Origin of the sequence: Maricaulis parjimensis (genome assembly GCF_016817355.1) — a bacterium.
GTDB lineage: Bacteria > Pseudomonadota > Alphaproteobacteria > Caulobacterales > Maricaulaceae > Maricaulis > Maricaulis parjimensis.
On sequence record NZ_JADOTT010000009.1, the window covers coordinates 115,011 to 137,486 of the forward strand.

23 protein-coding genes are annotated in these 22,476 nt (G+C 63.1%); 8 read left to right on the plus strand and 15 right to left on the minus strand.

From position 1 onward, the window contains the following. The first annotated feature begins 53 nt into the window (after positions 1–53). Positions 54–1,439: a DEAD/DEAH box helicase gene (locus I0K07_RS14050; RefSeq protein WP_203294498.1), complete on the plus strand. Its 1,386-nt coding sequence runs from the start codon at positions 54–56 to the stop codon at positions 1,437–1,439. Positions 1,440–1,602: 163 nt separating this feature from the next. Further along, entirely contained in the window at positions 1,603–2,652 is a 1,050-nt protein-coding gene (locus I0K07_RS14055; RefSeq protein ID WP_203294500.1) for a diguanylate cyclase, read from the plus strand. Between the two features lie 52 nt (positions 2,653–2,704). Here the strand turns inward: I0K07_RS14055 and I0K07_RS14060 are convergent, their stop codons facing one another. The 12 genes from I0K07_RS14060 to I0K07_RS14115 are packed head-to-tail and all read right to left on the minus strand — an operon-like array spanning position 2,705 to position 11,946. Continuing rightward, on the minus strand, positions 2,705–3,295 hold the full coding sequence (locus I0K07_RS14060; RefSeq protein WP_203294502.1) for a glutathione S-transferase N-terminal domain-containing protein: 591 nt from the start codon (positions 3,293–3,295) through the stop codon (positions 2,705–2,707). A gap of 40 nt (positions 3,296–3,335) precedes the next feature. Then, positions 3,336–3,695, minus strand: coding sequence for a HesB/IscA family protein (locus tag I0K07_RS14065; RefSeq protein WP_203294504.1), 360 nt, complete (start codon positions 3,693–3,695; stop codon positions 3,336–3,338). Between the two features lie 9 nt (positions 3,696–3,704). After that, entirely contained in the window at positions 3,705–4,124 is a 420-nt protein-coding gene (locus tag I0K07_RS14070; RefSeq protein ID WP_420828492.1) for an SUF system Fe-S cluster assembly protein, read from the minus strand. A gap of 32 nt (positions 4,125–4,156) precedes the next feature. After that, on the minus strand, positions 4,157–5,398 hold the full coding sequence (locus I0K07_RS14075; RefSeq protein ID WP_203294508.1) for a cysteine desulfurase: 1,242 nt from the start codon (positions 5,396–5,398) through the stop codon (positions 4,157–4,159). After that, positions 5,395–6,417: a Fe-S cluster assembly protein SufD gene (sufD, locus tag I0K07_RS14080; protein WP_203294510.1), complete on the minus strand. Its 1,023-nt coding sequence runs from the start codon at positions 6,415–6,417 to the stop codon at positions 5,395–5,397. Before sufD ends, I0K07_RS14075 begins: the two co-directional genes overlap by 4 nt. A 3-nt stretch (positions 6,418–6,420) precedes the next feature. Next, positions 6,421–7,185, minus strand: coding sequence for a Fe-S cluster assembly ATPase SufC (gene sufC / locus I0K07_RS14085; RefSeq protein ID WP_338041071.1), 765 nt, complete (start codon positions 7,183–7,185; stop codon positions 6,421–6,423). 2 nt (positions 7,186–7,187) lie between these two features. Then, entirely contained in the window at positions 7,188–7,838 is a 651-nt protein-coding gene (locus tag I0K07_RS14090) for a hypothetical protein (protein ID WP_203294512.1), read from the minus strand. After that, a complete protein-coding gene (locus I0K07_RS14095; RefSeq protein WP_203294513.1) occupies positions 7,838–8,335 on the minus strand; it encodes a cupin domain-containing protein in 498 nt (165 codons plus the stop codon). Before I0K07_RS14095 ends, I0K07_RS14090 begins: the two co-directional genes overlap by 1 nt. Continuing rightward, the gene (locus I0K07_RS14100; protein ID WP_203294516.1) at positions 8,332–8,826 is read right to left on the minus strand and encodes a RidA family protein; all 495 of its coding nucleotides are present in this window, start codon (positions 8,824–8,826) and stop codon (positions 8,332–8,334) included. The genes I0K07_RS14095 and I0K07_RS14100 overlap by 4 nt, the downstream gene beginning before the upstream one ends. Beyond that, positions 8,823–10,298, minus strand: coding sequence for a Fe-S cluster assembly protein SufB (sufB, locus tag I0K07_RS14105; protein ID WP_203294518.1), 1,476 nt, complete (start codon positions 10,296–10,298; stop codon positions 8,823–8,825). Before sufB ends, I0K07_RS14100 begins: the two co-directional genes overlap by 4 nt. Beyond that, complete coding sequence (locus tag I0K07_RS14110) at positions 10,298–11,464, minus strand: cysteine desulfurase family protein (RefSeq protein WP_203294519.1); 1,167 nt, start codon at positions 11,462–11,464, stop codon at positions 10,298–10,300. The genes sufB and I0K07_RS14110 overlap by 1 nt, the downstream gene beginning before the upstream one ends. Before the next feature lie 5 nt (positions 11,465–11,469). After that, positions 11,470–11,946, minus strand: coding sequence for an Rrf2 family transcriptional regulator (locus tag I0K07_RS14115; RefSeq protein ID WP_203294522.1), 477 nt, complete (start codon positions 11,944–11,946; stop codon positions 11,470–11,472). A gap of 211 nt (positions 11,947–12,157) precedes the next feature. Here I0K07_RS14115 and I0K07_RS14120 point away from each other — a divergent pair, with 211 nt between their 5' ends. Then, positions 12,158–12,841 carry an alpha/beta hydrolase gene (locus I0K07_RS14120; protein ID WP_203294524.1) on the plus strand — a complete coding sequence of 228 codons (684 nt, stop codon included), beginning with the start codon at positions 12,158–12,160 and terminating at the stop codon, positions 12,839–12,841. Positions 12,842–12,918: 77 nt separating this feature from the next. On the opposite strand, the gene I0K07_RS14125 is transcribed toward I0K07_RS14120, so the two are convergent. Together I0K07_RS14125 and I0K07_RS14130 are read right to left on the minus strand one after the other, a co-directional pair. Continuing rightward, positions 12,919–13,242 (minus strand): helix-turn-helix domain-containing protein, encoded by a 324-nt coding sequence (locus I0K07_RS14125; protein WP_203294525.1) that lies wholly within the window; start codon positions 13,240–13,242, stop codon positions 12,919–12,921. 8 nt (positions 13,243–13,250) lie between these two features. Next, complete coding sequence (locus tag I0K07_RS14130) at positions 13,251–14,360, minus strand: anhydro-N-acetylmuramic acid kinase (RefSeq protein WP_203294527.1); 1,110 nt, start codon at positions 14,358–14,360, stop codon at positions 13,251–13,253. Between the two features lie 62 nt (positions 14,361–14,422). On the opposite strand from I0K07_RS14130, the gene tyrS reads away from it, so the two are divergent. Continuing rightward, positions 14,423–15,664, plus strand: a complete 1,242-nt coding sequence (tyrS, locus tag I0K07_RS14135) for a tyrosine--tRNA ligase (RefSeq protein ID WP_203294529.1) — start codon at positions 14,423–14,425, stop codon at positions 15,662–15,664. Here tyrS and I0K07_RS14140 read toward each other — a convergent pair whose 3' ends face one another. Then, a complete protein-coding gene (locus tag I0K07_RS14140) occupies positions 15,665–19,096 on the minus strand; it encodes a DUF3971 domain-containing protein (protein WP_203294531.1) in 3,432 nt (1,143 codons plus the stop codon). Between the two features lie 102 nt (positions 19,097–19,198). On the opposite strand from I0K07_RS14140, the gene bcp reads away from it, so the two are divergent. The 4 genes from bcp (at position 19,199) to I0K07_RS14160 (ending at position 22,394) form a co-directional block, all read left to right on the plus strand. Beyond that, on the plus strand, positions 19,199–19,672 hold the full coding sequence (bcp, locus tag I0K07_RS14145; protein ID WP_203294533.1) for a thioredoxin-dependent thiol peroxidase: 474 nt from the start codon (positions 19,199–19,201) through the stop codon (positions 19,670–19,672). A gap of 8 nt (positions 19,673–19,680) precedes the next feature. Then, complete coding sequence (locus I0K07_RS14150) at positions 19,681–20,490, plus strand: ferritin-like domain-containing protein (protein ID WP_203294535.1); 810 nt, start codon at positions 19,681–19,683, stop codon at positions 20,488–20,490. A gap of 190 nt (positions 20,491–20,680) precedes the next feature. Further along, positions 20,681–21,844, plus strand: coding sequence for a peptidoglycan DD-metalloendopeptidase family protein (locus I0K07_RS14155; RefSeq protein WP_338041073.1), 1,164 nt, complete (start codon positions 20,681–20,683; stop codon positions 21,842–21,844). A gap of 61 nt (positions 21,845–21,905) precedes the next feature. Beyond that, entirely contained in the window at positions 21,906–22,394 is a 489-nt protein-coding gene (locus tag I0K07_RS14160; RefSeq protein ID WP_238934895.1) for a bactofilin family protein, read from the plus strand. The last annotated feature ends 82 nt before the right edge of the window (positions 22,395–22,476 follow it).

A 22,476-nucleotide genomic window follows, 5' to 3' on the forward strand; every position in this document is an offset into this window, starting at 1 on the left:
GGGCCGCGCCTTCACGGCGCGGCCGTTTTTCGTAGTGTTACACAAAGGGCGCCATGACGTTCGCCGATCTCGGACTAGGTCCAAAACTTCTCGAAGCCATTGAAACGGCTGGTTATACCGAGCCGACCCCTATCCAGGCCGGAGCGATTCCGCCTGCCCTGGCTGGCAAAGACGTTCTTGGCATCGCCCAGACCGGTACCGGCAAGACGGCCTCTTTCACCCTGCCTCTGATCGAACGCCTGTCGCGTGGCCGCGCCCGCGCCCGCATGCCGCGTTCCCTGATCATCGCACCGACTCGCGAGCTGGCCGCCCAGGTGGCCGAGAATTTCGAGACCTATTCCAAGGGTCAGAAACTCTCCATGGCCCTGCTGATCGGCGGCGTGGCCTTCAAGCCGCAGGAAGACATCCTGAACAAGGGCGCCGACGTGCTGATCGCAACGCCGGGCCGCCTGCTTGACCATTTCGAGCGTGGCAAACTGCTGATGACGGGGGTGCAATTCCTCGTCGTCGACGAAGCCGACCGCATGCTGGACATGGGCTTCATCCCGGATCTGGAACGGATCTTCAAAATGGTGCCGCCGCGCCGTCAGGTCCTGTTCTTCTCGGCCACCATGCCGAAGGAGATCCAGAGCCTGGTCGACCGTTTCCTGAACGATCCGGAACGCGTGGAAGTGTCCCGCCCGGCCACGACCAGCGACAATATCCAGCAATATCTGGTGAAACTCTCCTCTTCCGTTGCCAAGGACAAGCGCGCCGCGCTGCGAGCCGCGATGAACCGCGAGGGCGTGAAGAACGGGATCATCTTCGCCAACCGCAAACGCGATGTGGACATTGTCGCCCGCTCGCTGCAGCGCCACGGTTTCTCGGCCTCCCCGATCCATGGCGATCTGGACCAGTCCTCCCGCATGGCGACCCTGGCCGGGTTCAAATCGGGTGAGCTGCGCTTCCTGGTGGCCAGTGATGTGGCCGCCCGCGGCCTGGACATTCCCAATGTGTCCCACGTCTTCAACTATGACGTTCCGCACCATGCCGATGATTATGTCCACCGGATCGGCCGTACCGGCCGCGCGGGAAACAAGGGCGAATCCGTGACGATCTCCACGCCGGCCGACGAGAAATCGCTGACCGCCGTGCTGAGACTCATCAAGCAGGACATTCCGCTTCTGACCTTGGATGGCCAGGCATCCGCCCCGGCCGAGGCGTCTTCCGAGGAAGAAAAGCCGAAAGCCCGCCGCACACGCCGTCCGCGCAAGGATAAATCCGAGCCGCCCGCCGCCGAGACAACTGCTGAACCGGTTGAAGCCAAGGACGCGCCGAAAACCGTGGAAGAGAAGCCGGCACGGGCTCCCCGCAAGGAGAAGTCACGCGGTCGCCGGTCCGACCCGCAAGACCGTCCCGTGGTGGGTTTCGGCGATCATGTGCCGAACTTCATGGCCTAAGACCACACTCAGCGTGTGGAATTGCAATTGGCTGTTTTTCCACACGCAAACGATGTCTCCACGCCACCAAAGCGGGGATTTTTACGAGTTCTTTTCCTTTCCGCCCTAGAGTGCGCCTTAACACAGACGCCTCAAGCGCCTGGCAGAAAGCAAGGACAAGCTCGTGAACGGTCGACTGCTCGGGAAGGAAGGACGTGAGTTCGCGCAAAAGGCGCTGGAACTCATGGAACAGTTTGGTATCCCGCCAACGCCAGAAAATTACGCTGTCTGGATTTGCTTCGCCAGTGATACCAATCCGGAATTGTGTGAGACGCTTCGCGACCATATCGAGACCGAGCGCACGTTTGACGACCGCGTCAATGCCGACCTTTTCGAACAGTATTTCCAGTGGAAAGCCATCCAGGATGCGATCCTGGAGAGCGGCGGCGCGATGTGCCGCGAACTGGGTGTTGTCCAGCAACAGCTGCAGGACGCTGAACGCGATACGGCCGCCTATGGCAAGGCCCTGCAAGGCGCTGCCGGCGAGCTGAGCGCCAGCCCGGATGCCGATGGCATGCGCCGCCTGGTGGAATCCCTGGTCTCAGCCACGGCCCGCATGCAGCGTCGCAGCCAGGACCTGGAAGACAAGCTGCAAGCGACGTCCAATGAAGTGACCCAGCTGCGCAACCATCTCGAGCGGGTGCGTCAGGAAGCCATGACAGACGCCCTCACCGGAATCGCCAACCGCAAGCGTTTCGATGAAACCCTGCGCCGGGCCCGCCGGGATGCGGACACGTCGAAGAAGCCGCTGAGCCTGGTTTTGTGCGATATCGACTTCTTCAAGCGCTTCAATGACACCTGGGGTCACCAGACCGGTGACCAGATCATCCGCTTTGTCGCCGGGTGCCTGACCCGTCATTCCAAGGAAAGCCATGTCGTGGCCCGCTATGGTGGCGAGGAATTCGGCATTGTGATGCCGAATACGGATGCCGCCGCCGCCAGCGAGATTGCCGAAAAGATCCGCCGGACGGTTGAGTCCAAGAAATTGCTGCGCAAATCCACCAATGAGGATTTGGGCAATATCACGATCTCGCTGGGTGTGGCCTGCTATCGCGACGGTGAATCGATCGAGGAATTGATCGAACGCTCCGATGCCAATCTCTATCGGTCCAAGACCGAGGGCCGCAACCGGACCAGCAATGATATCGAGGACAGCAAGCGCAGCGCAGCCTGACCCTGCCCTGTTCCGCTGACAAAAAGAGCCGCCCTTCGGGGCGGCTTTTTTCTTACCCGTCCTTGGGCGGCAGGGTTTGCAGGAAGCTGTCGCGTTCCGCCCAGGCTTCCTTGAGCGCCTGGAGATTGGGGCGTCCGCCCCGCCAGTCGCTTTCCGGATACCGATAGTCCAGATAGGCCAAGGCCACCGCCATGGTCAGCGGCCCCTGCGCCATCGGATTTTCCAGCTCGGCGACCACGGTTTCCAGTTCGTCCAGCGCGCGCAGGATGCCGCGTTCGCGGCGGCCGATCCAGAAATCGGACCGGATCCCCTCATCCCGCACCATTTCCACACGGCGCATCACGGTGAGGTCCAGCAAACCATTGCCCAGGGCTTCGAGACGACGGTCATGCCAGTCGCGTGGCCAGGGCTCGCCGGCCAGATCGGCAATGTAATCGGCAATCAGGGCGCTTTCCGTCAGCGCCTGGCCATCATCCATTTGCAGACAAGGTACCCGACCGAGCGGATTGGCCCGCAACAGGTCGGCATCATCATCAAAGGGATGGGATTCAACCTCTTCGATCCGGTCGGACAATCCCATTTCGCGCACCATGACACGGCATTTGCGCGAATAGGGCGAGGTCGTGGAAATGATCAGCTTCATGAGGCGTCTCCGACTGCCGGCCTGACACCCTTTGGCGCGATCAGGCCTCTTTGACAGGAATAATCGTCACGCTCTCCCCGCAGCCGCAAGCATCGGTCTGGTTGGGGTTGTTGAAGACGAATTTCGCATGAAGCGGCGTGACTTCATAGTCGATCTGGGTGCCAAGCAGGAAGAGGAGCGCCTTGGACTCAAGCACGATCTCCACGCCCTTGTCCTCGACGCGCTCGTCGAGGGCTTCGGGCGCCTCGACATAATCCATCTCGTATTCCATGCCGGCACAGCCACCATTCTTGACGCCGACCCGCAGGAAACCCGTGCCGCGCTGGGCCATGATGGTTTTCACGCGCTCGGCAGCGGCATCGGTCAGGGTGACGGCCTTGGGGCGTTCTCTTAAAGCCATGCGGCCCTCCTAGAACATGTTCAGCGCGAGACGCGCTTCATCGGACATGCGGTCGGGCGTCCAGGGCGGTTCAAAGGTCAGCTCCACGAGAGCCCGCTCAACACCATCGACCTTCTCGACCGCCTCCTGCACCCAACCGGGCATTTCGCCTGCCACGGGACACCCAGGCGCCGTCAGGGACATTTCCACCTTCAAGGTGCGATCATCTTCCAGATCGACCTTGTAGATCAGGCCCAGCTCGTAGATGTCGACCGGGATTTCCGGATCATAGACAGTCTTCAGGGCTTCCACGACATCATCGGTGATGCGCGCCAACTCCTGCTCCGGAATCGCGCTGGGTGGCGGCGAGACGGCATGCGCCACCTCGTCCGGTGTGGACGGGCGGGCCGGCTCGGCCGGGACCTTGGCCGACGGGGACAGGTCGATCACATCGCGTTGGGTATTCTCGGTCATGTCACAGCCTAGATGAGGAAGCTTGCGGCCTTTTTCAATGCGTCGACGAACGCATCGGCCTCTTCAATCGTGTTGTAGATCGCGAAACTGGCCCGCGCCGTGGAAGACACGCCCATGGCGCGCATGAGCGGCTGGGCGCAATGATGCCCAGCGCGCACGGCGACGCCGTACTTGTCGAGGATCTGGGCCAGATCATGCGGGTGCGCGCCATCGAGGGTGAAGGAGATGATGGCGCCCTTGTCCTGGGAGGTGCCAACTATCCGGATGCCTTCAATCTCGGTCATGCCCAGCAGGGCGCGATCCATCAGCGCCCGCTCATGCATCATCACGGCGGCGCGGTCATGGCGCTCCAGCCAGCGGATGGCGGCACCCAGACCGATCGCATCGGCAATCGCCGGCGTGCCCGCCTCGAATTTGTGCGGCAGGTCGGCCCAGGTGACATGGGTCTCATAGACATCGGCGATCATCTCGCCTCCGCCCATGAAGGGCGGCAGGCGCTCCAGCCATTCGCGCTTGGCGTAGAGCGCGCCAATGCCCGACGGGCCGTAAAGCTTGTGTCCGGTGAAGACGAAGAAGTCACAACCCAGCGCCTGCACATCCACCGGCAAATGGACGGCCGACTGGGACCCGTCCAGCAGGATGGGGACATTGCGGTCGTCGGCGATTTCCTTGATCCGCGTCACATTATTGACCGTGCCCAGCACGTTGGACATGTGGGTGATCGCGATCAGGCGGGTGCGGTCATTAACCAGTTCTGCCAGGTGTTGATAGTCCAGCTCGCCGCGTTCGGTGACGCGGACCCATTTGATGGACAAACCCCTGCCCTCACTGGCCAATCGCCATGGAACAATGTTCGAATGGTGCTCCATTTGGGAGAGAATGATCTCGTCTCCCGGCTCACACATTTGGCAGAAAGAGTGGGCAACAAGGTTAATGGCCTCGGTCGAGCCACGCGTGAAAACGATCTCCTCGGTGGAGCCGGCATTGAGGAAGCGGCGGACATCCTCGCGCGACTTCTCGAACTCTTCCGTTGTCTCATTCGCGAGCGTATGGAGGCCGCGATGCACATTGGCGTAGGAGGCGCGATAGACGCCGGCCACGCTCTCGATCACGAATTCCGGCTTCTGCGCCGAGGCGGCATTGTCGAGATAGACCAGCGGATGCCCGTTGATCTCGCGCTGCAGGATCGGGAATTCGCCGCGGATCGCTTCGACATTCAGGCCGGAAGACACTTGGGTCTGAGCGGTCATGACAGCGCCTCCAGACGGGTTCGCAGCTGTACCTTGAAATCTTCGCGCAGGGTCTCATCGGCGATCGCGTCGAGCGGTTCGGCCAGGAAGCTCTCGATCAGGAGAGCACGGGCGCGGACCGCGGGGATGCCCCGCTGGCGCATGTAGAAGAGTGCGGTTTCGTCGAGCGCTCCGAGCGCATTGCCGTGGGCGCACTGGACATCATCGGCATAGATTTCCAGCTCGGGCTTGGCATCGATCTCGGCGCGGTCGTCCAGCATCATCGCCCGGTGCGTCATGCGCGCATCAGTCTGCTGGGCCGCCCGGTCGACGATGAACTTGCCCTGGAAGACGCCATGCCCCTTGGCGGCGGCCGCGCCTTTCACGAGCTGTTTGGTGACACCACCGGGACCAGTGTGATGCACCACACTCGTGCTGTCGGCATGATGGCCGCCTTCGAGCAGATAGACGCCGCCCAAATCCACTTCCGCACCCTCGCCCGGATGCGTGACATGGGTCTCGATGCGGGAAAGCCGGCCGCCAAAGTCCAGCGCACGCTGATGCAGGCGGGCATTGGGGGCCAGAGCGATCTCGGACGAAGCGATAAAGGCGCTGTCGGGCTTGTCGGCAGCCAGAATGATGCGGTCGAGACGGGCGCCGTCCTGCAGCGTGATCTTGAGATGCCAATTGCCGAGGGCTGCCGCCTCGGCGGAATAGCGCTCGATCAGGGTGACGGATGCGCCGGCCGGGATGACGAGTTCGGCATCGGCGGCACTGGCCCCGGCGGACGCCGTCACGTCCAGCTCGATCCGCGCGCCGTCGCTGATCGGCGTGTCGAGACCGGTGACAATCATCCGGCCCGGTGCGGTGACATCATTGGCCGCACGGCGCAGATCGGACCATTTCCACAATTCATGGCGGCGTGTCGGCAGGCCCTGCGTGAGGGTCGCCTCGCGCAATTGCGCCTGCCAGCCCGTCGCACCGTCCAGCGCGTCGATCAGGGCCTGTTCGGCGGGGGTATGGGTAAGTGTCGCCGTCATGGATCAGGCGGCCTCGCCCAGATATTTGTCATAACCCTCGGCTTCCAACTCGCGGGCGAGCTCGGGACCGCCGGATTTGACGATCTTGCCATTGGCCATGATGTGGACGACGTCCGGCGTGATGTGGTCGAGCAGGCGCTGATAATGAGTGATCACCAGCATGCCGCGCTCCGGCGCGCGCAGGGCATTCACGCCTTCCGACACGGTCTTGAGGGCGTCGATGTCGAGACCGCTATCGGTCTCGTCCAGGATCATGAATTTCGGCTCCAGAACGAGCGCCTGGAGGATTTCCATCCGCTTCTTCTCACCGCCGGAGAAGCCGACATTCACCGGGCGCTTGAGCATGTCCATGGACACACCGAGCTGTTTCGCCTTCTCGCGGATCAGCTTCATGAATTCAGGCGCCGTGACCTCGTCCTCACCGCGCGCGGTGCGCTGGGCGTTGAGCGCTTCCTTGAGGAAGGTGATGGTCGGCACGCCGGGAATTTCGACCGGATACTGGAAGGACAGATAGAGACCGGCCGCCGCGCGTTCTTCCGGCTCAAGCTCGGACAAATCCTCGCCCTCGAACACCATGCTTCCCTGGGTGACTTCATAGCCATCACGGCCGGTCAGCACATAGGACAGGGTCGACTTGCCGGAACCGTTCGGGCCCATGATGGCATGGACTTCCCCGGCCGGCACGTCGAGCGAGAGGCCTTTCAGGATCGGCTTTTCCTCGCCGTCCTGGGTCTCGACCTGGCAGTGGAGATTGTCAATCTTCAGCATAATCAGTTCCTTGCGAGGGCGCAGTAATAGTCGGCGCTCAGATCCTCACCGCCTTCGACAAGGCGGCAGACGGGGCCGGACACGTCCGGGTCGTAATCGTCGGAGGGGAAATAGCGCGGGTCATAGGTGAGTTGCAGGATGGCCTCGTCGCGCAGGACCTGGCCATCAAACACGGCGAGCTGGACGATACCCGTGGCCGCATTCTCGCGGCTGTAAATGCGGGTCAGGCCATCGCCGGCAAAGCGGATATTGGCGGCGTTGACGGCGAGCGGACGGGTCTGGAAACCGCCGAACTCGCCCATGAAAATCGCATGGTCGAGATTGGCACTTCCGCCGTCCACACGGATGATCAGATCGGGATGGTCGTCACCATCAATATCAGCCAGTTCCGGGTAGAAGGGCAGCATGGTGACAGCACGCAGGGTCTGCGTGACAGACCCGTCAACCGCACGGATTTCGATCAGGATGTCTTCGTGATGCGGGCGCGTTTCGTCGAAATCGAAATGCGCCTCCACGGCCTCAACACCCAGACCGTCGAGCGGCAGCCAGCAATCCGTATGCGGTTGCGCCGTCTCCAGCGTGCGGCAATCCGTTTCGATCGATTCACCCTCGGCAGAGCCGAAGGCGAGCATGAGTGCGAGCAACCAGTCCATCAGACTTCCCCCTCCCAATAATCCACCGGGTCTTCCAGATAGGCGCGGTGGCGGAAATTCGGTTCGTCGGCATCCGGGTCGGACCAGCGGATCGCGCCGATCTTGCCACTGTCGGGATATTCCACGATGTCGACGGCCGGCATGGTCGAGAAGGCCAGGTATTTCAGATCGCTCGAGCCGGTATTGACCAGCTGGTGCGCAGTCTCCGGACCCCCGATCGGCGCGGACAGGACATGGCCGGCGCGCACGGGATGGGTCTCGTCGCCGAAGCGGTACTCGCCCTCACCTTCCAGGATGACGAAGGCTTCCTCGATATTGTGGTGGTTATGGCGCGGGAAGGCTTTCTTGCCCGGCGGCACCACGGTCAGCATGCAGCCCAGATCGCGCATGCCCGTGACCGGCCCAAGACGGGCGATCTTCGCGGCGAAATTCTCGCCGTGGGACATGGAGACGAGGTTGAGCTCGTCAATATGCGCGATGGGGGGCTTGCCGGTCATTTGTCATCACCCTCCGGAAGATAGGCGACGCATTCGATCTCGACCGCCGCGCCCAGAGCGAGTGCGTTGACGCCCGCCGTGGCGCGTGCCGGCCGGTGATCGCCCAGAGCCGCGGCATAGGCCGCATTCATGGCGGGATAATCGGCCATGTCGGCGAGATAGATGGTGCAGGAGGCCAGATCATCCAGCGTCGCGCCAACGAGGGCGAGCGAGGTCTCGATATTGGCCATGGTCTGCGTGGTCTGCGGACCGGCACCGCCCGGCACCAGGTCTTCCGACCCGGGACGACGGCCCAGATGGCCGGACACGAAGAGAAGATCACCGGCACGGGCCACCGAAGAGAACGGTGCCCAATCCGGCAGACCGTCCACGCGATAGGTTTCCAGCGGCGGCGTATCACGCTCGATGCGGACATCGGCGGTGTCGGCGACGAGGACGCAGCCGGACAAGGCGAAAGCGGAAGCGGCCAAGGCCGCGAGACGCATCATCATCCCACACTCCCTTCAAGCGAGACTTTCAGCAGGTTCTGGGCTTCCACGGCGAACTCCATGGGGAGTTCCTGGAGGACTTCACGGACGAAACCGTTGACCAGGAGCGCGGTGGCAGCTTCCTCGTCCAGCCCGCGCTGGCGGGCGTAGAAGAGCTGGTCTTCGGACAGGCGCGTCGTGGTGGCCTCGTGTTCGAGGACGGATTTGGGCGTCTTGCACTCGATATAGGGCACGGTGTGGGCACCACACTGATCACCAATCAGCAGACTGTCACACTGGGTGAAATTGCGCGAACCCTCGGCCTTGGCGTGGATGGAGACGAGACCGCGATAGGTCTGGTCGGAGCGGCCGGCGGAAATGCCCTTGGAAATGATCCGGCTGGTCGAGCCCTTGCCCAGATGGATCATCTTGGTGCCAGTATCGGCCTGCTGGCGGCCATTCGTCACCGCGATGGAGTAGAACTCGCCGCGCGAATTCTCGCCGCGCAGGACGCAGGACGGGTATTTCCAGGTGATGGCAGAACCGGTCTCGACCTGGGTCCAGGAAATCTTGGAATTCCTGCCCCGGCAATCGCCGCGCTTGGTCACGAAATTATAGACGCCGCCCTTGCCGTTCTCATCGCCCGGCCACCAGTTCTGGACAGTGGAATATTTGATCTCCGCATCGTCCAGCGCGACCAGTTCCACGACGGCGGCATGGAGCTGGTTCTCGTCGCGCATGGGCGCCGTGCAGCCTTCCAGATAGGAGACGTAGGCGCCCTTGTCGGCGATGATCAGGGTGCGCTCGAACTGGCCCGTGCCTTCGGCATTCATGCGGAAATAGGTGGAGAGCTCCATCGGGCAGCGAACGCCCGGCGGGACATAGACGAAGGAGCCGTCGGAGAAGACCGCCGTGTTGAGCGTGGCGAAATAATTGTCCGAGGCCGGAACTACGGAACCGAGATATTTCTTCACCAGTTCGGGATGATCGCGCAGGGCTTCGGAGATCGAGCAGAAGATCACGCCGGCCTTGGCCAGTTCCTTTTTGAAAGTGGTCGCGACGGAGACACTGTCGAAGACGGCATCCACGGCAACGCGGTTTTCCGAACCCTTCACACCCAGGAGAACTTCCTGTTCCTTGAGCGGAATACCCAGCTTGGCGAAGTCGGCGAGGATTTCCTCGGGCACATCATCAATGCTGTCATACTTCGCACCGGCCTTGGGCTCGGCGTAGTAGTGGATGTCCTGGAAGTCGATCTTGGGATAATCGACCTTGGCCCAATCGGGCTCTTCCATGGCGAAGAAACGCTCCAGCGCTTCCAGACGCCATTGGGTCATCCAGTCCGGCTCATCCTTCTTGGCGGAAATGAAGCGCACGATATCGGCGTTCAGCCCCTTGGGAGCCAGATCCTGCTCGATATTCGTCGTGAAGCCGTACTTGTACTTGTCGGCCTCTAGTTTCTTCACATCTTCAATGGTTTGCTTGACCGCAGGCATCAGCTTACCGCCTTGAGAGTTTGTGTTTTCGAGGTCGGCCGGGCGCGCCGCACAGCCTCGCTCCAGGCCGTCACGAAGGCGTCTGCCTCATCCGGCCGGGAATTCCAACCCAGGCTGACACGTGCGAAGCCCTGGGAGGCGTCCTTGTCCAGCCCGACGGCATTGCCGATTTTCGACCCGTTGGCCTTGCCGGAAGAACAGGCGGAGCCAGCAGAAATGGAGAAGCCGGCGAGATCCAGTGCCATGACCTGGGTCTCCCCCTTCCAGCCCGGACAGGCCAGGCCGATCGTATTGGGCAGGCGCGGCGCTTGCTTGCCGATCAGGTGCAGGTCCGGCGCGGCGTCCAGCAGGCCCGCTTCCATCCGGTCACGCAATTCCGCCAAGGCGGCGAAATCCGCGAGCGAACCCACCGCCTCTTCCAGAGCCAGTCCCATGCCGGCAATGCCGGCGACATTGAGCGTGCCGGCGCGGCGGTTCTTTTCCTGGCCGCCACCATGGAGCTGCCGCACGAGAGGCGCGTCGCAAGCGGCGATCAGGGCACCCACGCCTTGGGGGCCGCCAAATTTGTGCGAGGAGATCGCCATATAATCGGCGCCCAGGCCCGCAAAATCGACGGCGATCTTGCCCACCGCCTGTATTGCATCGACGACAGCCAGACCGTCCTTTTCCTTCACCAGACGCACGGCTTCGGCGACCGGCTGGATCGTGCCGATCTCATTATTGACCAGCATCATGGCGAGGACCGGACGGCCCTGACTTTCCGTGTCCCAGTCGGCCAACAAAGCTTCCAGTGCGGCGATATCGGCCAGACCGTCCGCCGTTACCGGAATATCGATGACCGGCAGGCCGGAGGCGGCCGCGGTCGCGGCGACGGCTTCGTGTTCGATGGCGGCATGGAGGATGGTGCCGCCCTGCCCGGCCGTGATGGCGCTGTGGAGCGCAAGATTGAGGGCTTCGGTGCCGCAGCCCGTGAAGATCACGTCTTCGGCGCGGGCACACAGGGCCTTGCCGATCTGGCGGCGCGCGGTTTCCACCCGGCGCTGCGCCGCCTGCCCGTCCGCATGCACGGAGGACGGATTGCCCGTTTCGCCCATGATCTGTGTCATGAGCTCGATCACACAGGGTCGCACCGCCGTGGTCGCGTTATGGTCCAGATAGGTCCGCATATGTCCTATTCCGCTGCGCGCGGCTCCGAGCCGGTCGAGCCCGGCTTGCGGCTGAGCGCACCGGTGGCCGCGCCAAGCAGGCGGCGTTCCAGCACGTCTTCCAGCGTGATCGAGGAGAGGAAGAGATAGATGTGGCGGCCCAGCTCGTCCCACAGATCATGGGTGATGCAACGGCGGCCATCGGCCAGGCATCCCTTGGCCTGAGAACAGCGCGTGGCACGCAGGGGTTCGTCCACCGCGACAATGATGTCGGAGATACGGATTTGTGCCGGTTCCCGGCTGAGCTGGTAGCCGCCGCCCGGTCCGCGAATGGAGGAGACAATGTCCGCCCGGCGCAGCTTGGCGAAAAGCTGTTCGAGGTAGGACAGGGAAATGGACTGACGTGACGCGATATCGCTCAGCGTGACAGGTCCGTCATTACAGGCATCAGCCAGATCGGCCATCGCCATCACAGCATAGCGCCCCTTGGTGCTCAGCTTCATGCGAATACCTCCTTAAACGCTCGCATCCCGTGTGCCGATCATGCTAAGACCCGCCTTTCCGGTAAGGGGGCCGCGCTTGGAAACGGGTGCGCGCATCCAATATCCGAGTGGAACAGTCAAGAATATGGGGCGGGTCCTTCGCAGATGCAATGGGCCAGTTACCCTGTATTTGCAGCGAAATGACGGAACGACCTTAAAAAGGCGAGTTTGAATGCCCGACGTGATCATTCCCGGCCCGGCCGGCCGGCTCGAAGGCCGCTACAGCCCGAGCGATGATGAGACAGCCCCGATTGCGCTGATTCTCCATGCCCACCCGCTGGGTGGCGGCAATATGGAAAACCCGACCGTCGACATGATGTACGACGTGTTCCGCAAGCGCGGCTTTGCCACGCTGCGTTTCAATTTCCGCGGCGTCGGCCGCTCCCAGGGCAGTTATGACCAGGGCCAGGGCGAACTGGCGGATGCCGCCACGGTTCTCGACTGGGTGCAGGGCTATAACTCCGCCGCCCGCTTCTGCTGGGTGGCCGGACACTCCTTCGGGGCCTGGATCGGCATGCAGCTTTTGATGCGCCGCCCGGAAATCGCCGGCTTCATCTCCGTCGCCCCGCCGACCAACATGTATGACTTCACCTTCCTGGCGCCCTGCCCGGCCTCCGGCATCATTGTGCATGGCAGCGCCGACAAGATCGTGCCGGCCGATGATGTCGACCGCGTCATGTCCAAGGTGCGGGTGCAGAAGGGTATCGAGATCACGACGGAAGTCGTGCCGGACGCCAACCACCTCTTCTCCGAACACCTGGAGACGCTGGAAGGCCATATCCAATCCTATCTCGACATGCGGCTTCCGCTGGTCGAGAAGGAACGCGCCGAGCGGACCATTACCGGCAAGCGCTAGACCGAGCGCTCAAGCAGATAGAGGAAAACCCCGGACCGTCTGGCCGGGGTTTTTCTTTGGCCGTGGCTTGGGCGCAGTCAGTCACCCATTTTCCATTCGCCGGACTTGCCATAGCGGCCGCCATGCGTCGCCGGACCGCCCATCAGCTTGCGCCGGGCGGGTTTGGATGGAGCCTCATCTTCAGCCGGAGCCAGGATGGCGGAGAATTTGTCTCCCAGACCCAGTGCCGACAGCACGGCCACCAGATTATCGACCGTTCCACCCCGCCCGCCTTCCAGACGCAGAAGAGCGGAGCGCGGGATACCGGCCGCTTCGGCCAAGTCTTCCGGCTTGAGGCCTTTTTCGGTGCGGAAGGCTTTCAGGTCCTGACCGAAAGCGATGACGGCATCACGTATATCCATGGGTGTCCTCAGGCGACCGGATTGGCGCGGCGGCCGCCGGAGACCGGCATGCTGACACCGGTCGTCGACGGCAGGCTGGTCGGCAAGCCCTGGTCAACACGGGCTGCCAGCCAGGCGAAGGCTTCCGCCTCGATGAGATCGCCACGCCAGCCGACGGTTTCCACCGGCTCGACCGGCTTGCCAATGGCGGTCTGCAACATGGCCATAAGCGTCGGGTTATGGCGTCCTCCGCCCGTCACAAGAACGCGCTCGGGATGGCCCAGCTTCCAGATCGCATCAGCGACCGTGTTCGCCGTGAAGGATGTCAGCGTCGCCGCGCCATCTTCCAGCGAAAGCCCATCGACCGGAGCCAGCGTGAAATCCCACCGGTCCAGGGATTTGGGCGGGGCCAGAGAGAAGAAGGGATGATCCATCAGACGGTCCAGCGCGCCCTTGTCGACCTGACCGGCTGCCGCCAGCCTGCCGCCCTCATCATAGGATTGACCGGTATGGCGTTCACACCAGGAATCGATCAGCCCATTGGCCGGACCGGTATCAAAGGCGATCGGATCATCCCCACCGGACAGCCAGGTCACATTCGCCACACCGCCCAGATTGAGCACGGCGAGCGGACTGTCGAGGTCGCCGCGGGCCGCCAGCGCAGCGTGATAGAGCGTGGCCAGCGGGGCGCCCTGCCCGCCCTTGGCGACATCCTCGCTGCGGAAGTCATGGATCACGGGAATGCCGATCGCGTCGGCCAAGGCCTGGCCATCACCGATCTGACAGGTCCGGCCCATCTGCCCCTCCTTCGGGGCCCGGTGGAGCACGGTCTGGCCATGAAAACCGACCAGGTCGATATCCTTGGCCGACAGACCGGCTGCTGCGACGACCTTGCCGACCAGTTCCGCATGGCGGGCTGTGAGCACGGCTTCTGCGGCGGCAAAATCCGGAGCCTCTCCGTCAAAGCCCCATGCCAGCGCGGCATCGACGGCGGCCTGCAGCACAGCACGGTCATCGGCGGAATAGGACACGGTCTCGCCGGGCCCGAAGCGGATCTCGGCCATGCCGTCGGTCTCGATCAGGGCGGCATCAATACCGTCCAGCGAGGTCCCGCTCATCAATCCGATTACGCGTTTCATGCACTGACCCTCTTTTCACTGCGCGACGCTCGACCTAGAAGCGACCTATCAGGAGAGCATTCATGAGCGAATTCAAGTCCCAGCTGGTGCGCGATCTCGTCGATCGCGGCTACCTCAACCAGGCCACCGATATCGAAGGCCTCGACAAGGCAGCGTGCGACGGCGTGGTGACGGCCTATATCGGATTCGATGCCACGGCTTCGAGCCTGCATGTCGGTTCGCTCGTCCAGATCATGATGCTGCGCCGGATCCAGCAGGCCGGCCACAAGCCGATCATCCTGATGGGTGGCGGCACGACCAAGATCGGTGACCCGTCCGGCAAGGACAAGACGCGCTCCATGCTGGATGACGCGGCCATCGAGGCCAATATCCAAGGCATTCTGAAACCTTTCCGCCCGCTGATCTCCATTGGCGAGGACGAGACGGACGCCGTGGTCGTCAATAATGACGAATGGCTGTCCGAATTCGGCTATCTGGAATTCCTGCGCAAATTCGGTCCGCACTTCACGATCAACCGGATGATGACCTTCGACTCGGTGAAGCTGCGCCTGGAACGGGAACAGCCGCTGACCTTCCTGGAATTCAACTACATGCTGCTGCAGGCCGTCGATTTCCTGGAACTGAACCGGCGCTATGGCTGCACGCTGCAGCTGGGTGGCGGCGACCAGTGGGGCAATATCGTCAATGGCGTCGAGCTGTGCCGCCGCGTCGACCAGAAAGAGGTCTTCGGCTTCACCACGCCGCTGATCACCACGGCGTCGGGCGCCAAGATGGGCAAGACGGCGGATGGTGCGGTCTGGCTCAATGCCGACATGCGCAGCCCGTATGAATACTGGCAGTTCTGGCGCAATACCGAGGACGCCGATGTCGGCCGTTTCCTGCGCCTGTTCACCGATGTCCCGCTGGACGAGATCGCCCGGCTGGAAGCGCTGGAAGGCGCGGCGATCAATGATGCCAAGGTGCGCCTGGCCAATGAGGCGACCGCGCTGCTGCATGGGGCCGACGCGGCCCGCGAAGCTGAGGCCACGGCCAAGGCAACCTTCGCCGCCGGGGGTGCCGGTGATGCGCTGCCGACCGTGATGTTCACGCCGGATGGCGAGACAACGATCACGGCCCTGTTTGTGGAGAGCGGTCTGGCCGCTTCGAACGGGGAAGTCCGCCGGCACATCAAGGCGGGCGCCGCCAAGGTGAATGACGCACCGCTGACCGATCCCTTCCTGCCCGCCACGCAAGACCTGTTGGTGGATGGGGCGATCAAGCTGTCGATCGGCAAGAAGCGTCACGCCCTGGCCAAGCCGGCCTGATCACTCCTCGTCCGGTTGCGGAGCGTCCGGCTGAGCCTCTTCCGGCTCGGCCGCGCCGCGCTGCGCCCGTTCGCGGGCCGCGCGCTCAGCCGCTGTGCCTTCGAATATCCGGCGCAGAACCCCTGGCGCGAAGACGGCCAGCGGATTGGCGAAGACGGTGAGACTGTCGAACGGGCCTTCCACCGAATAGGTGATCCCGATCACACCCTCACCCGGCCGCGAGACCAGAATGTCGCCAATGACGGGCACGTCCGCGAACAGGGAATTGACGACATAGGACGGGGCGAGATTGCCGTCGATGGCGGCAATCTCGGACCGGAAGTCCACGGTTCCCGCCGCGGTCACGCCCAGTGAGTTTCCGGCCGCGCGGGCCTCACCAATGGTCAGAAGACCTTCCTCATAGAGGAAATCCGCCTCGACCTGTTCAAACGTGATGCCCTCGCCATTGAGCAGGGCTGCGAGCCCCTGGAAGGAGCCGGCGGCGAGAATGCGGGCGAGGACGGGTACGCGGATCAGGGTGAGATCGCTGATCTCCATCCGGGCTGTGAGTGGCCCTTCCGTGCCCAGAGGCGGTGCCGAGCCGAGAATGGCGAGACGCCCACCCATGGCATAATCCTCCCAGCCGAAGACCGAAGCGATCCGCTCAACCGACTGGGCCTGGACATGGAAGTCGCGGGCACCGCCCGGCTCGCGGGCGCCGAAAAAGGCCTGGAAGGGTCCGTCGATGGCGCGACCCTCGATGGAAACCGCGCGCACGCCGGCTTCTTCGCTGCGCCAGATGAGATTGAAATCATCCAGCACGCTGCGTTCGGACAGGATGACCCGGGCGACATTGATATCGACATCCAGCGGGATACCGCCTCCGCCTTCGCCCAGCGAGGTCAGGCGGGCCACGAAATCGCTGATATCGAGATAGCGGCCATTGATCAGCACTTCGAGCGGACTTCCGGCTGCGGACGGGATGATGAGATCCCCCTCCACATCGGCCAGACCTTCCAGCTGGAAGGTCTCGAAAGCGACATGCTCCAGCCGGCCCTGCGGCGACAGGTCAGCAACCGCCTCAACCTGCAGGCCCGGCGCAGCAAGGGAGATGCGGTCGAGCAGATAGCGGCCGTCCTCATCGGTGGACAGGGTGATATCGGCCGTTCCAGCTTCACCGGCCGGCTTGCCCCAGACACTGCCGGGCAGTTCCAGCAGCGCGTCCGTGAGGTCGGCGTGAAGATCAATCGCCTGGAAGTCCAGCCCGTCGGAAACAGCGGAGGCTGTCACCATGACCGGCCCGTCAAACCAGCGCCGCACCGGGATGTTGAACGCGTCCAGCGTCCGGGCTGAAACATTGGCATCCAGCTCGATCCGGGTAGAGGGCTCGCCCTCGGGCAGGCCGAATTGTTCATGCCAGCGGATCGCGACGGGCGTGTCCATCAGCACTGCGGTACCGCGCGCTTCCAGCCCGCCCTGGCTGGCGGAGATTTCCACCGACCCTTCGGACAGGCTGTAGGGCAGGCCCGGAATGTCCAGACTGGCATTCTCGATCGCCCCGTCGACGAAGAAGGGAATCTCCTCCGGCGGCACGTCGGTGAGCATGGCGCGGCGGATTTCGAACCGCATCTCGCCCTCACCACCCACGCTGGCCGGATCGATACCGTAATTGGACACCAGGAAGAGCGGCTCTTCATCGATCAGACCGAGAATGTCGGCCGCCGGTCCGTGGGCCAGGCCGCCATAGCGCGCCACCGCCCCTTTCGGATTGAGCCGCGGAATGTCGACGAAGCCTTCAGTGAGGCGGATATTGCCGATCCGGCCGCTGCTCAGGGCCACTTCAAAGGCATTGCCGCGCAGGACCGCACGGCCCGTCGCCTCTTCAAGCGGTGACATGGTGGAAATGTAGAGGACGTGGGCGTTCTCGAAATCGAAGCTCAGGGTGAGCCGCTCATTCTCCATGAACTCGTTTTCGATGTCCTCAGGCAGGAGATCGAGGTCGAACTGCGCGTTGTAGAAACGTCCGCCGAGAATGCGCTCGGCCACCCATTCGCGTGCGCTGTCGGCCAGCTCGACCGGCCAGTAGGCCAAAACGGTTTCCGGCGGGACATCGCCCAGAATGGGGCCGTTGAGACGCAGATGCGGCAGCCAGAGACCGCTGGGCCGTTCCTCCAGCCGGGTCGAACCGGTCAGCTCCGCTGTGATGCCGGAAATGTCGACGGTCAGGCGTGTCAGGTCCGCAGCGAATTCATCCAGACGCAGATCGCCCTCGGCGACCAGGGATTCCCATTGCGGATTGACCTCGAAGACCGGGCCGATATCGACAAAGCCCTCGCCCACCTCCAGCTGGAAGTGACCGCGCATGGGCAGGGCCCCGACATAACCGCCCAGATCGGTGACCTGACCGGTCAGGCTGACCTGCATGAGATCGGAATCCACCACGCCCTCATGCACGGTCAGCACGGAACTGACCGGATCAAATCCCGCCGAGAAGCGAGCACCGCGCATGAGGCGGGTCTCCCCGTCGGTGAGGATGCTACCCTCCCCGACATCCAGGGTGAGAGATGCATTGCGGATGCCGGAGTCGCGCGTGGCATCCATCGCGATATCGAGACTGACCGGCGCGTCCAGGGCGCGCAGCGGGGCGAGGAGCCCGCTTCCCGGAAGGACACCCGCCGGTGACAAGCCCTCCACCCGGGCGGACAGTAGCAGGGATTCCAGATCAGCCCCGGCTTCCAACCGCACATCCACCAGTGCGAAACCGGACGGGGTCGCCATGGCGCCTTCGATGTCCAGCTGCAGGCGATCCTCATCGCGCCGGAAGATCACGCCGGCATCATCGATCAACCATGCGATCCCGCTCTGGGCGTCGACAATGTTCACCGAGGTGTCGCGGATCGAGATGTGATTGAGACGGCCCAACCGGCTCGTGGCGGTTTGGGGCTCCTCGAGAATCTGGAACAGGCTGGCACTGTCATCACCGCCGCGTTCCGGCAGACGCGCCTGAGCGGTCACCCGGGCGACACTGCCCAGACCCGCGCCCACAGCGCCATCCAGGCGGCGCACGAAGGACAGGGACCCGCCTTCAACCTCGAAGGAAACCGGTTCCATTCGGCCCAGCAGGAGGGCGTCGGCGGCGAGGCCGGCCTCGATCCTTGGGGCCCGTGTGATGACTTCACCTTGGGCATCAGCGACCGCCACATCCCGCGCCGTCAGGACGAGCGCATGGGATTGGGTGTCAAAGCGCGCTTCCAGCTGCCCGAGCGCGACAACTTCGCCCTCGAACGCGTCTGCCAGCATGCGCTGGGCATCCTCGCGCAGGAATTCCAGTTCGACCGGGCCGCTGGACAGGCGCCAGAGCACTGCGCCCACACCGAAGATCACCAGGGCCAGCAAGGCGGCGACAGCTTCCAGCAGGTAGATGAGGCTCCAGCGCAGGGATTTTTTCAGCATCGCGCCATCCCAACCGCAGCGGGCGGGCTGGACGCACCGCTCTGAAGACGCATGTTACACCCATCAACCCGCATCCGCGGCAACAAGCGCAAGAGGGATAGGATGAGCGAACTCAAGACCGGCGACCTAGCTCCGACTTTCAAACTGCCCGGTGATGGCGGCGAGGATATCGACCTGGCCGACTTCCGGGGTCAAAACGTTGTGCTCTATTTCTACCCGAAAGACGATACGCCCGGCTGCACAACAGAAGCCATCAACTTCACCGGGGCACATGCGGATTTCGAGGCCGCCAACACTGTCATCATCGGCGCGTCCAAGGATAGCGTGAAACGCCATGATAATTTCAAGGCCAAACATGAGTTGGCCGTGCGTCTGGTTTCCGACACGGACGGCGAGCTGTGTGAAGCCTATGGCGTCTGGGTGCTGAAAAAGCTCTATGGCCGCGAATACATGGGCATTGAACGCGCCACCTTCCTGATCGATGCCGAGGGCAAGATCGCCAAGGTCTGGCGCAAGGTGAAGGTCAAGGGCCATGCCGAAGACGTGCTGGATGCGGTGCGCGAGCTGAACGGCTAGATCCTGCCATGACGGCGACCAGCCTGATCCAGGGGGCCCTGGCCGTGCTCGCCACGGCTGAGCCGCGCAGCAAGGCGGCGATGGCGCGCAGCCTTGCCGCGGCCTGGCGGACAGGGGATCTGCCGATTGGCGAGGCGGAAACAGTCCCGGACCGGCCCAGCCGACCGGCCCAACCCGAACTCGTTCCGCCCGGCAAGGTACCCCGCCGCCGCTTGAACAGCGCTTCCGGACGTGCCGCCCTTTTGCACGCCATTGCGCATATCGAGTTCAATGCCATCGATCTGGCTTTCGATCTGGTGGCCCGTTTCGCCCTTGATCCACTGATCCCGGATGCAAAGCGCGCGGCGTTTCTCGATGACTGGATCGGTGTCGGCGATGATGAGGCCCGGCATTTTGTCATGGTGGAAAACCGGCTCAACGAGCTGGAGAGCGGATATGGCGCCCTGCCCGCGCATGACGGTCTTTGGGATGCGGCACTGGCGACGTCGGACGCCCTGCCCGCCCGGCTGGCGATCGCGCCTCTGGTGCTGGAAGCCCGCGGACTGGATGTGACACCCGGCATGATTGACCGGCTCACATCGGCCGGGGATGTCAAAAGTGCCGGTATTCTCAAGGTGATCTACAATGAAGAGATCGCCCATGTCGCCGCCGGCATGCGCTGGTTCCGGGCCGTCTCGGACACATTGTCCCGGGACCCTGAAACCCACTTTCACGACCTTGTAACCCGTTATTTTCGTGGCAGTTTGAAACCACCCTTCAATATACCGGCGCGACTTAAGGCAAATTTCCCGCCTGATTACTACGAGCCGCTAACCTGACCCGGCGTATCTCTTGCATGGAGACGTATTGAATTTTGTCGGTCTTTTGTGTCACATGCTGGCTCAGGGGATTTGGGCGGGTAACCTTCTAGCGGCGTAACGCATGTTTTCACGAGTGAAAGAAGCGGTTTGGGGCACTGCGCAACGCTGGTTCCCGGATCGTCAGATTTATCACCGCAGCGACGGACAAGTGCGTTATTTCGCAATCTCGTCCGGCCTTCAGATCGGTGCACTCCTGACAGCGACCGCGCTGGCCGGGTGGCTGTGCTTCACCACAGTGTCGGTTGCCTTCCATGGCCGGGCCCTCGCCGCCAAGGACGCCCAGCTGGAACGCGAGCGCATCAATTATCATCGCATGGTCGCCGAAGCGCAGGCGAATGAAGCCACCGTGATCTCCTTCATGGAATCGCGGATGGAAGAGTTCGACCGGACCGCCTACGAGTTCCAGATGCGCCATGAGACCCTGCGCCAGCTGGTCGATTTCGCCGAACAGCTGACGGGTCAGGATCTGGCCCCGTCGCCGGAACTGGATGATGGCCGTGTCCTGATGGCCGCCGCCCCCGCCGATCCGACCCCGCGCGAAGCCCGCGATCCACTCGTCTCCGTGGCCGCCCTGTCCGACAGCCCGGAAGACCAGATTGCCTATCTGATGGGCGAACAGGATGCCGTGCTCGCCCAGGCCGAGGATGCCACCGAGGCCCGCCTGCAAAATCTTCGTGCCGTGCTGCGCCTGACCGGCCTCAATATCGAGGACGTCATTGCCGAGAACCGCGAAGGTGAAGAGCGTGGCGGCCCCTATGAGCCGATCTCGGTCAATGACTTCATCAACACGCCCAGCTCCGCCGCCGGCGTCGAGCTGGATGATGCCTTCTCCTCCCGGATTGCCCGTATCGCAGCCCGTCTGCTGGAAGTGGAAGAGCTGGAAGACTTCGTCGACAATGGCCCGCTGGGCGTGCCGATCGGCGTGACCTATCGCGAGACCTCGCCCTATGGCACGCGTCTGGACCCGTTCACCGGCCGTCCCGCCTCGCATGCCGGCAAGGATTTCGCCGCCTATCGGCGTGCGCCGATCATTGCAACCGGTCCGGGCCGGGTCATTTACGCAGGCTGGCGCTCGGGCTATGGTCGCACCGTGGAGATTGACCATGGATACGGCTTTGTCACCCGTTACGGCCACCTCCATGAAATCGCAGTGCGGCGGGGTGATACGGTAGAGCGCGGCGAACGCATCGGGGGGATGGGTTCGACCGGGCGAAGCACCGCAACGCATCTGCATTATGAAATCTGGTACAACGGGTCGACCATGGACCCGGAACGCTTACTGAGAGCCGGACGTTATGTTCAACAAGGGTAATAAAGACCAACCGCTTTCTGACCTGGGATCCCAGCAGAGTGCCCCCCCGAAAAGGACCGCCATGAAATCGAAAGCTCCCTCCATTCTCTCCAGCGACCTTGTCCTGACGGGCACGATCGTTTCCGACGGTGAAATCCAGCTGGACGGCCAGGTCGACGGTGACGTCAAGGCCGGCTCCCTGATCATCGGCGAAGACGCCGCTGTAAATGGTGAGGTTCAGGCCGAGACGGTCGTGATCCGTGGCAAGGTGAATGGCAGCGTGCGCGCCCGCCAGGTGCAGCTCGCTTCGACCGCCCGTATCGAGGGCGATATTGTTCACGCGGCCCTGTCCGTGGAAAGCGGTGCTTTCTTCGACGGTCACTGCCGCCACTCCAGCGATCCGCTGAAGGACAGCAGCGCCAAGCCGGCCGCCGCGACGGTCAAGGACACGCCGGCCAAGCCGTCCTCTTCCAGCGACAGCAAGCCGCCGGCCCCGTCTTCCAGCAAGACGCAGGACCCGCTCGGCGATCTGGAACCGCCGATGGCGGCCTCTTCGAAGTCCAGCTTCTAGGCTGAACTTCGGACACAAAAGAGCCGGCGGTGATCCCACCGCCGGCTTCGCCATCTATCAGGGCCAGCGCGCCGTGTTTGCC

What these genes read in the sequence shown, in the direction of transcription:
- I0K07_RS14050 (WP_203294498.1), top strand. Translation starts at nt 54, where the DNA reads ATGACGTTCGCCGATCTCGGACTAGGTCCAAAACTTCTCGAAGCCATT.
- I0K07_RS14060 (WP_203294502.1), bottom strand. Translation starts at nt 3,295, where the DNA reads ATGAAGCTGATCATTTCCACGACCTCGCCCTATTCGCGCAAATGCCGT.
- I0K07_RS14065 (WP_203294504.1), bottom strand. Translation starts at nt 3,695, where the DNA reads ATGGCTTTAAGAGAACGCCCCAAGGCCGTCACCCTGACCGATGCCGCT.
- I0K07_RS14075 (WP_203294508.1), bottom strand. Translation starts at nt 5,398, where the DNA reads ATGACCGCTCAGACCCAAGTGTCTTCCGGCCTGAATGTCGAAGCGATC.
- sufD (WP_203294510.1), bottom strand. Translation starts at nt 6,417, where the DNA reads ATGACGGCGACACTTACCCATACCCCCGCCGAACAGGCCCTGATCGAC.
- sufC (WP_338041071.1), bottom strand. Translation starts at nt 7,185, where the DNA reads ATGCTGAAGATTGACAATCTCCACTGCCAGGTCGAGACCCAGGACGGC.
- I0K07_RS14090 (WP_203294512.1), bottom strand. Translation starts at nt 7,838, where the DNA reads ATGGACTGGTTGCTCGCACTCATGCTCGCCTTCGGCTCTGCCGAGGGT.
- I0K07_RS14095 (WP_203294513.1), bottom strand. Translation starts at nt 8,335, where the DNA reads ATGACCGGCAAGCCCCCCATCGCGCATATTGACGAGCTCAACCTCGTC.
- I0K07_RS14100 (WP_203294516.1), bottom strand. Translation starts at nt 8,826, where the DNA reads ATGATGATGCGTCTCGCGGCCTTGGCCGCTTCCGCTTTCGCCTTGTCC.
- sufB (WP_203294518.1), bottom strand. Translation starts at nt 10,298, where the DNA reads ATGCCTGCGGTCAAGCAAACCATTGAAGATGTGAAGAAACTAGAGGCC.
- I0K07_RS14110 (WP_203294519.1), bottom strand. Translation starts at nt 11,464, where the DNA reads ATGCGGACCTATCTGGACCATAACGCGACCACGGCGGTGCGACCCTGT.
- I0K07_RS14115 (WP_203294522.1), bottom strand. Translation starts at nt 11,946, where the DNA reads ATGAAGCTGAGCACCAAGGGGCGCTATGCTGTGATGGCGATGGCCGAT.
- I0K07_RS14120 (WP_203294524.1), top strand. Translation starts at nt 12,158, where the DNA reads ATGCCCGACGTGATCATTCCCGGCCCGGCCGGCCGGCTCGAAGGCCGC.
- I0K07_RS14125 (WP_203294525.1), bottom strand. Translation starts at nt 13,242, where the DNA reads ATGGATATACGTGATGCCGTCATCGCTTTCGGTCAGGACCTGAAAGCC.
- I0K07_RS14130 (WP_203294527.1), bottom strand. Translation starts at nt 14,360, where the DNA reads ATGAAACGCGTAATCGGATTGATGAGCGGGACCTCGCTGGACGGTATT.
- tyrS (WP_203294529.1), top strand. Translation starts at nt 14,423, where the DNA reads ATGAGCGAATTCAAGTCCCAGCTGGTGCGCGATCTCGTCGATCGCGGC.
- I0K07_RS14140 (WP_203294531.1), bottom strand. Translation starts at nt 19,096, where the DNA reads ATGCTGAAAAAATCCCTGCGCTGGAGCCTCATCTACCTGCTGGAAGCT.
- bcp (WP_203294533.1), top strand. Translation starts at nt 19,199, where the DNA reads ATGAGCGAACTCAAGACCGGCGACCTAGCTCCGACTTTCAAACTGCCC.
- I0K07_RS14150 (WP_203294535.1), top strand. Translation starts at nt 19,681, where the DNA reads ATGACGGCGACCAGCCTGATCCAGGGGGCCCTGGCCGTGCTCGCCACG.
- I0K07_RS14160 (WP_238934895.1), top strand. Translation starts at nt 21,906, where the DNA reads ATGAAATCGAAAGCTCCCTCCATTCTCTCCAGCGACCTTGTCCTGACG.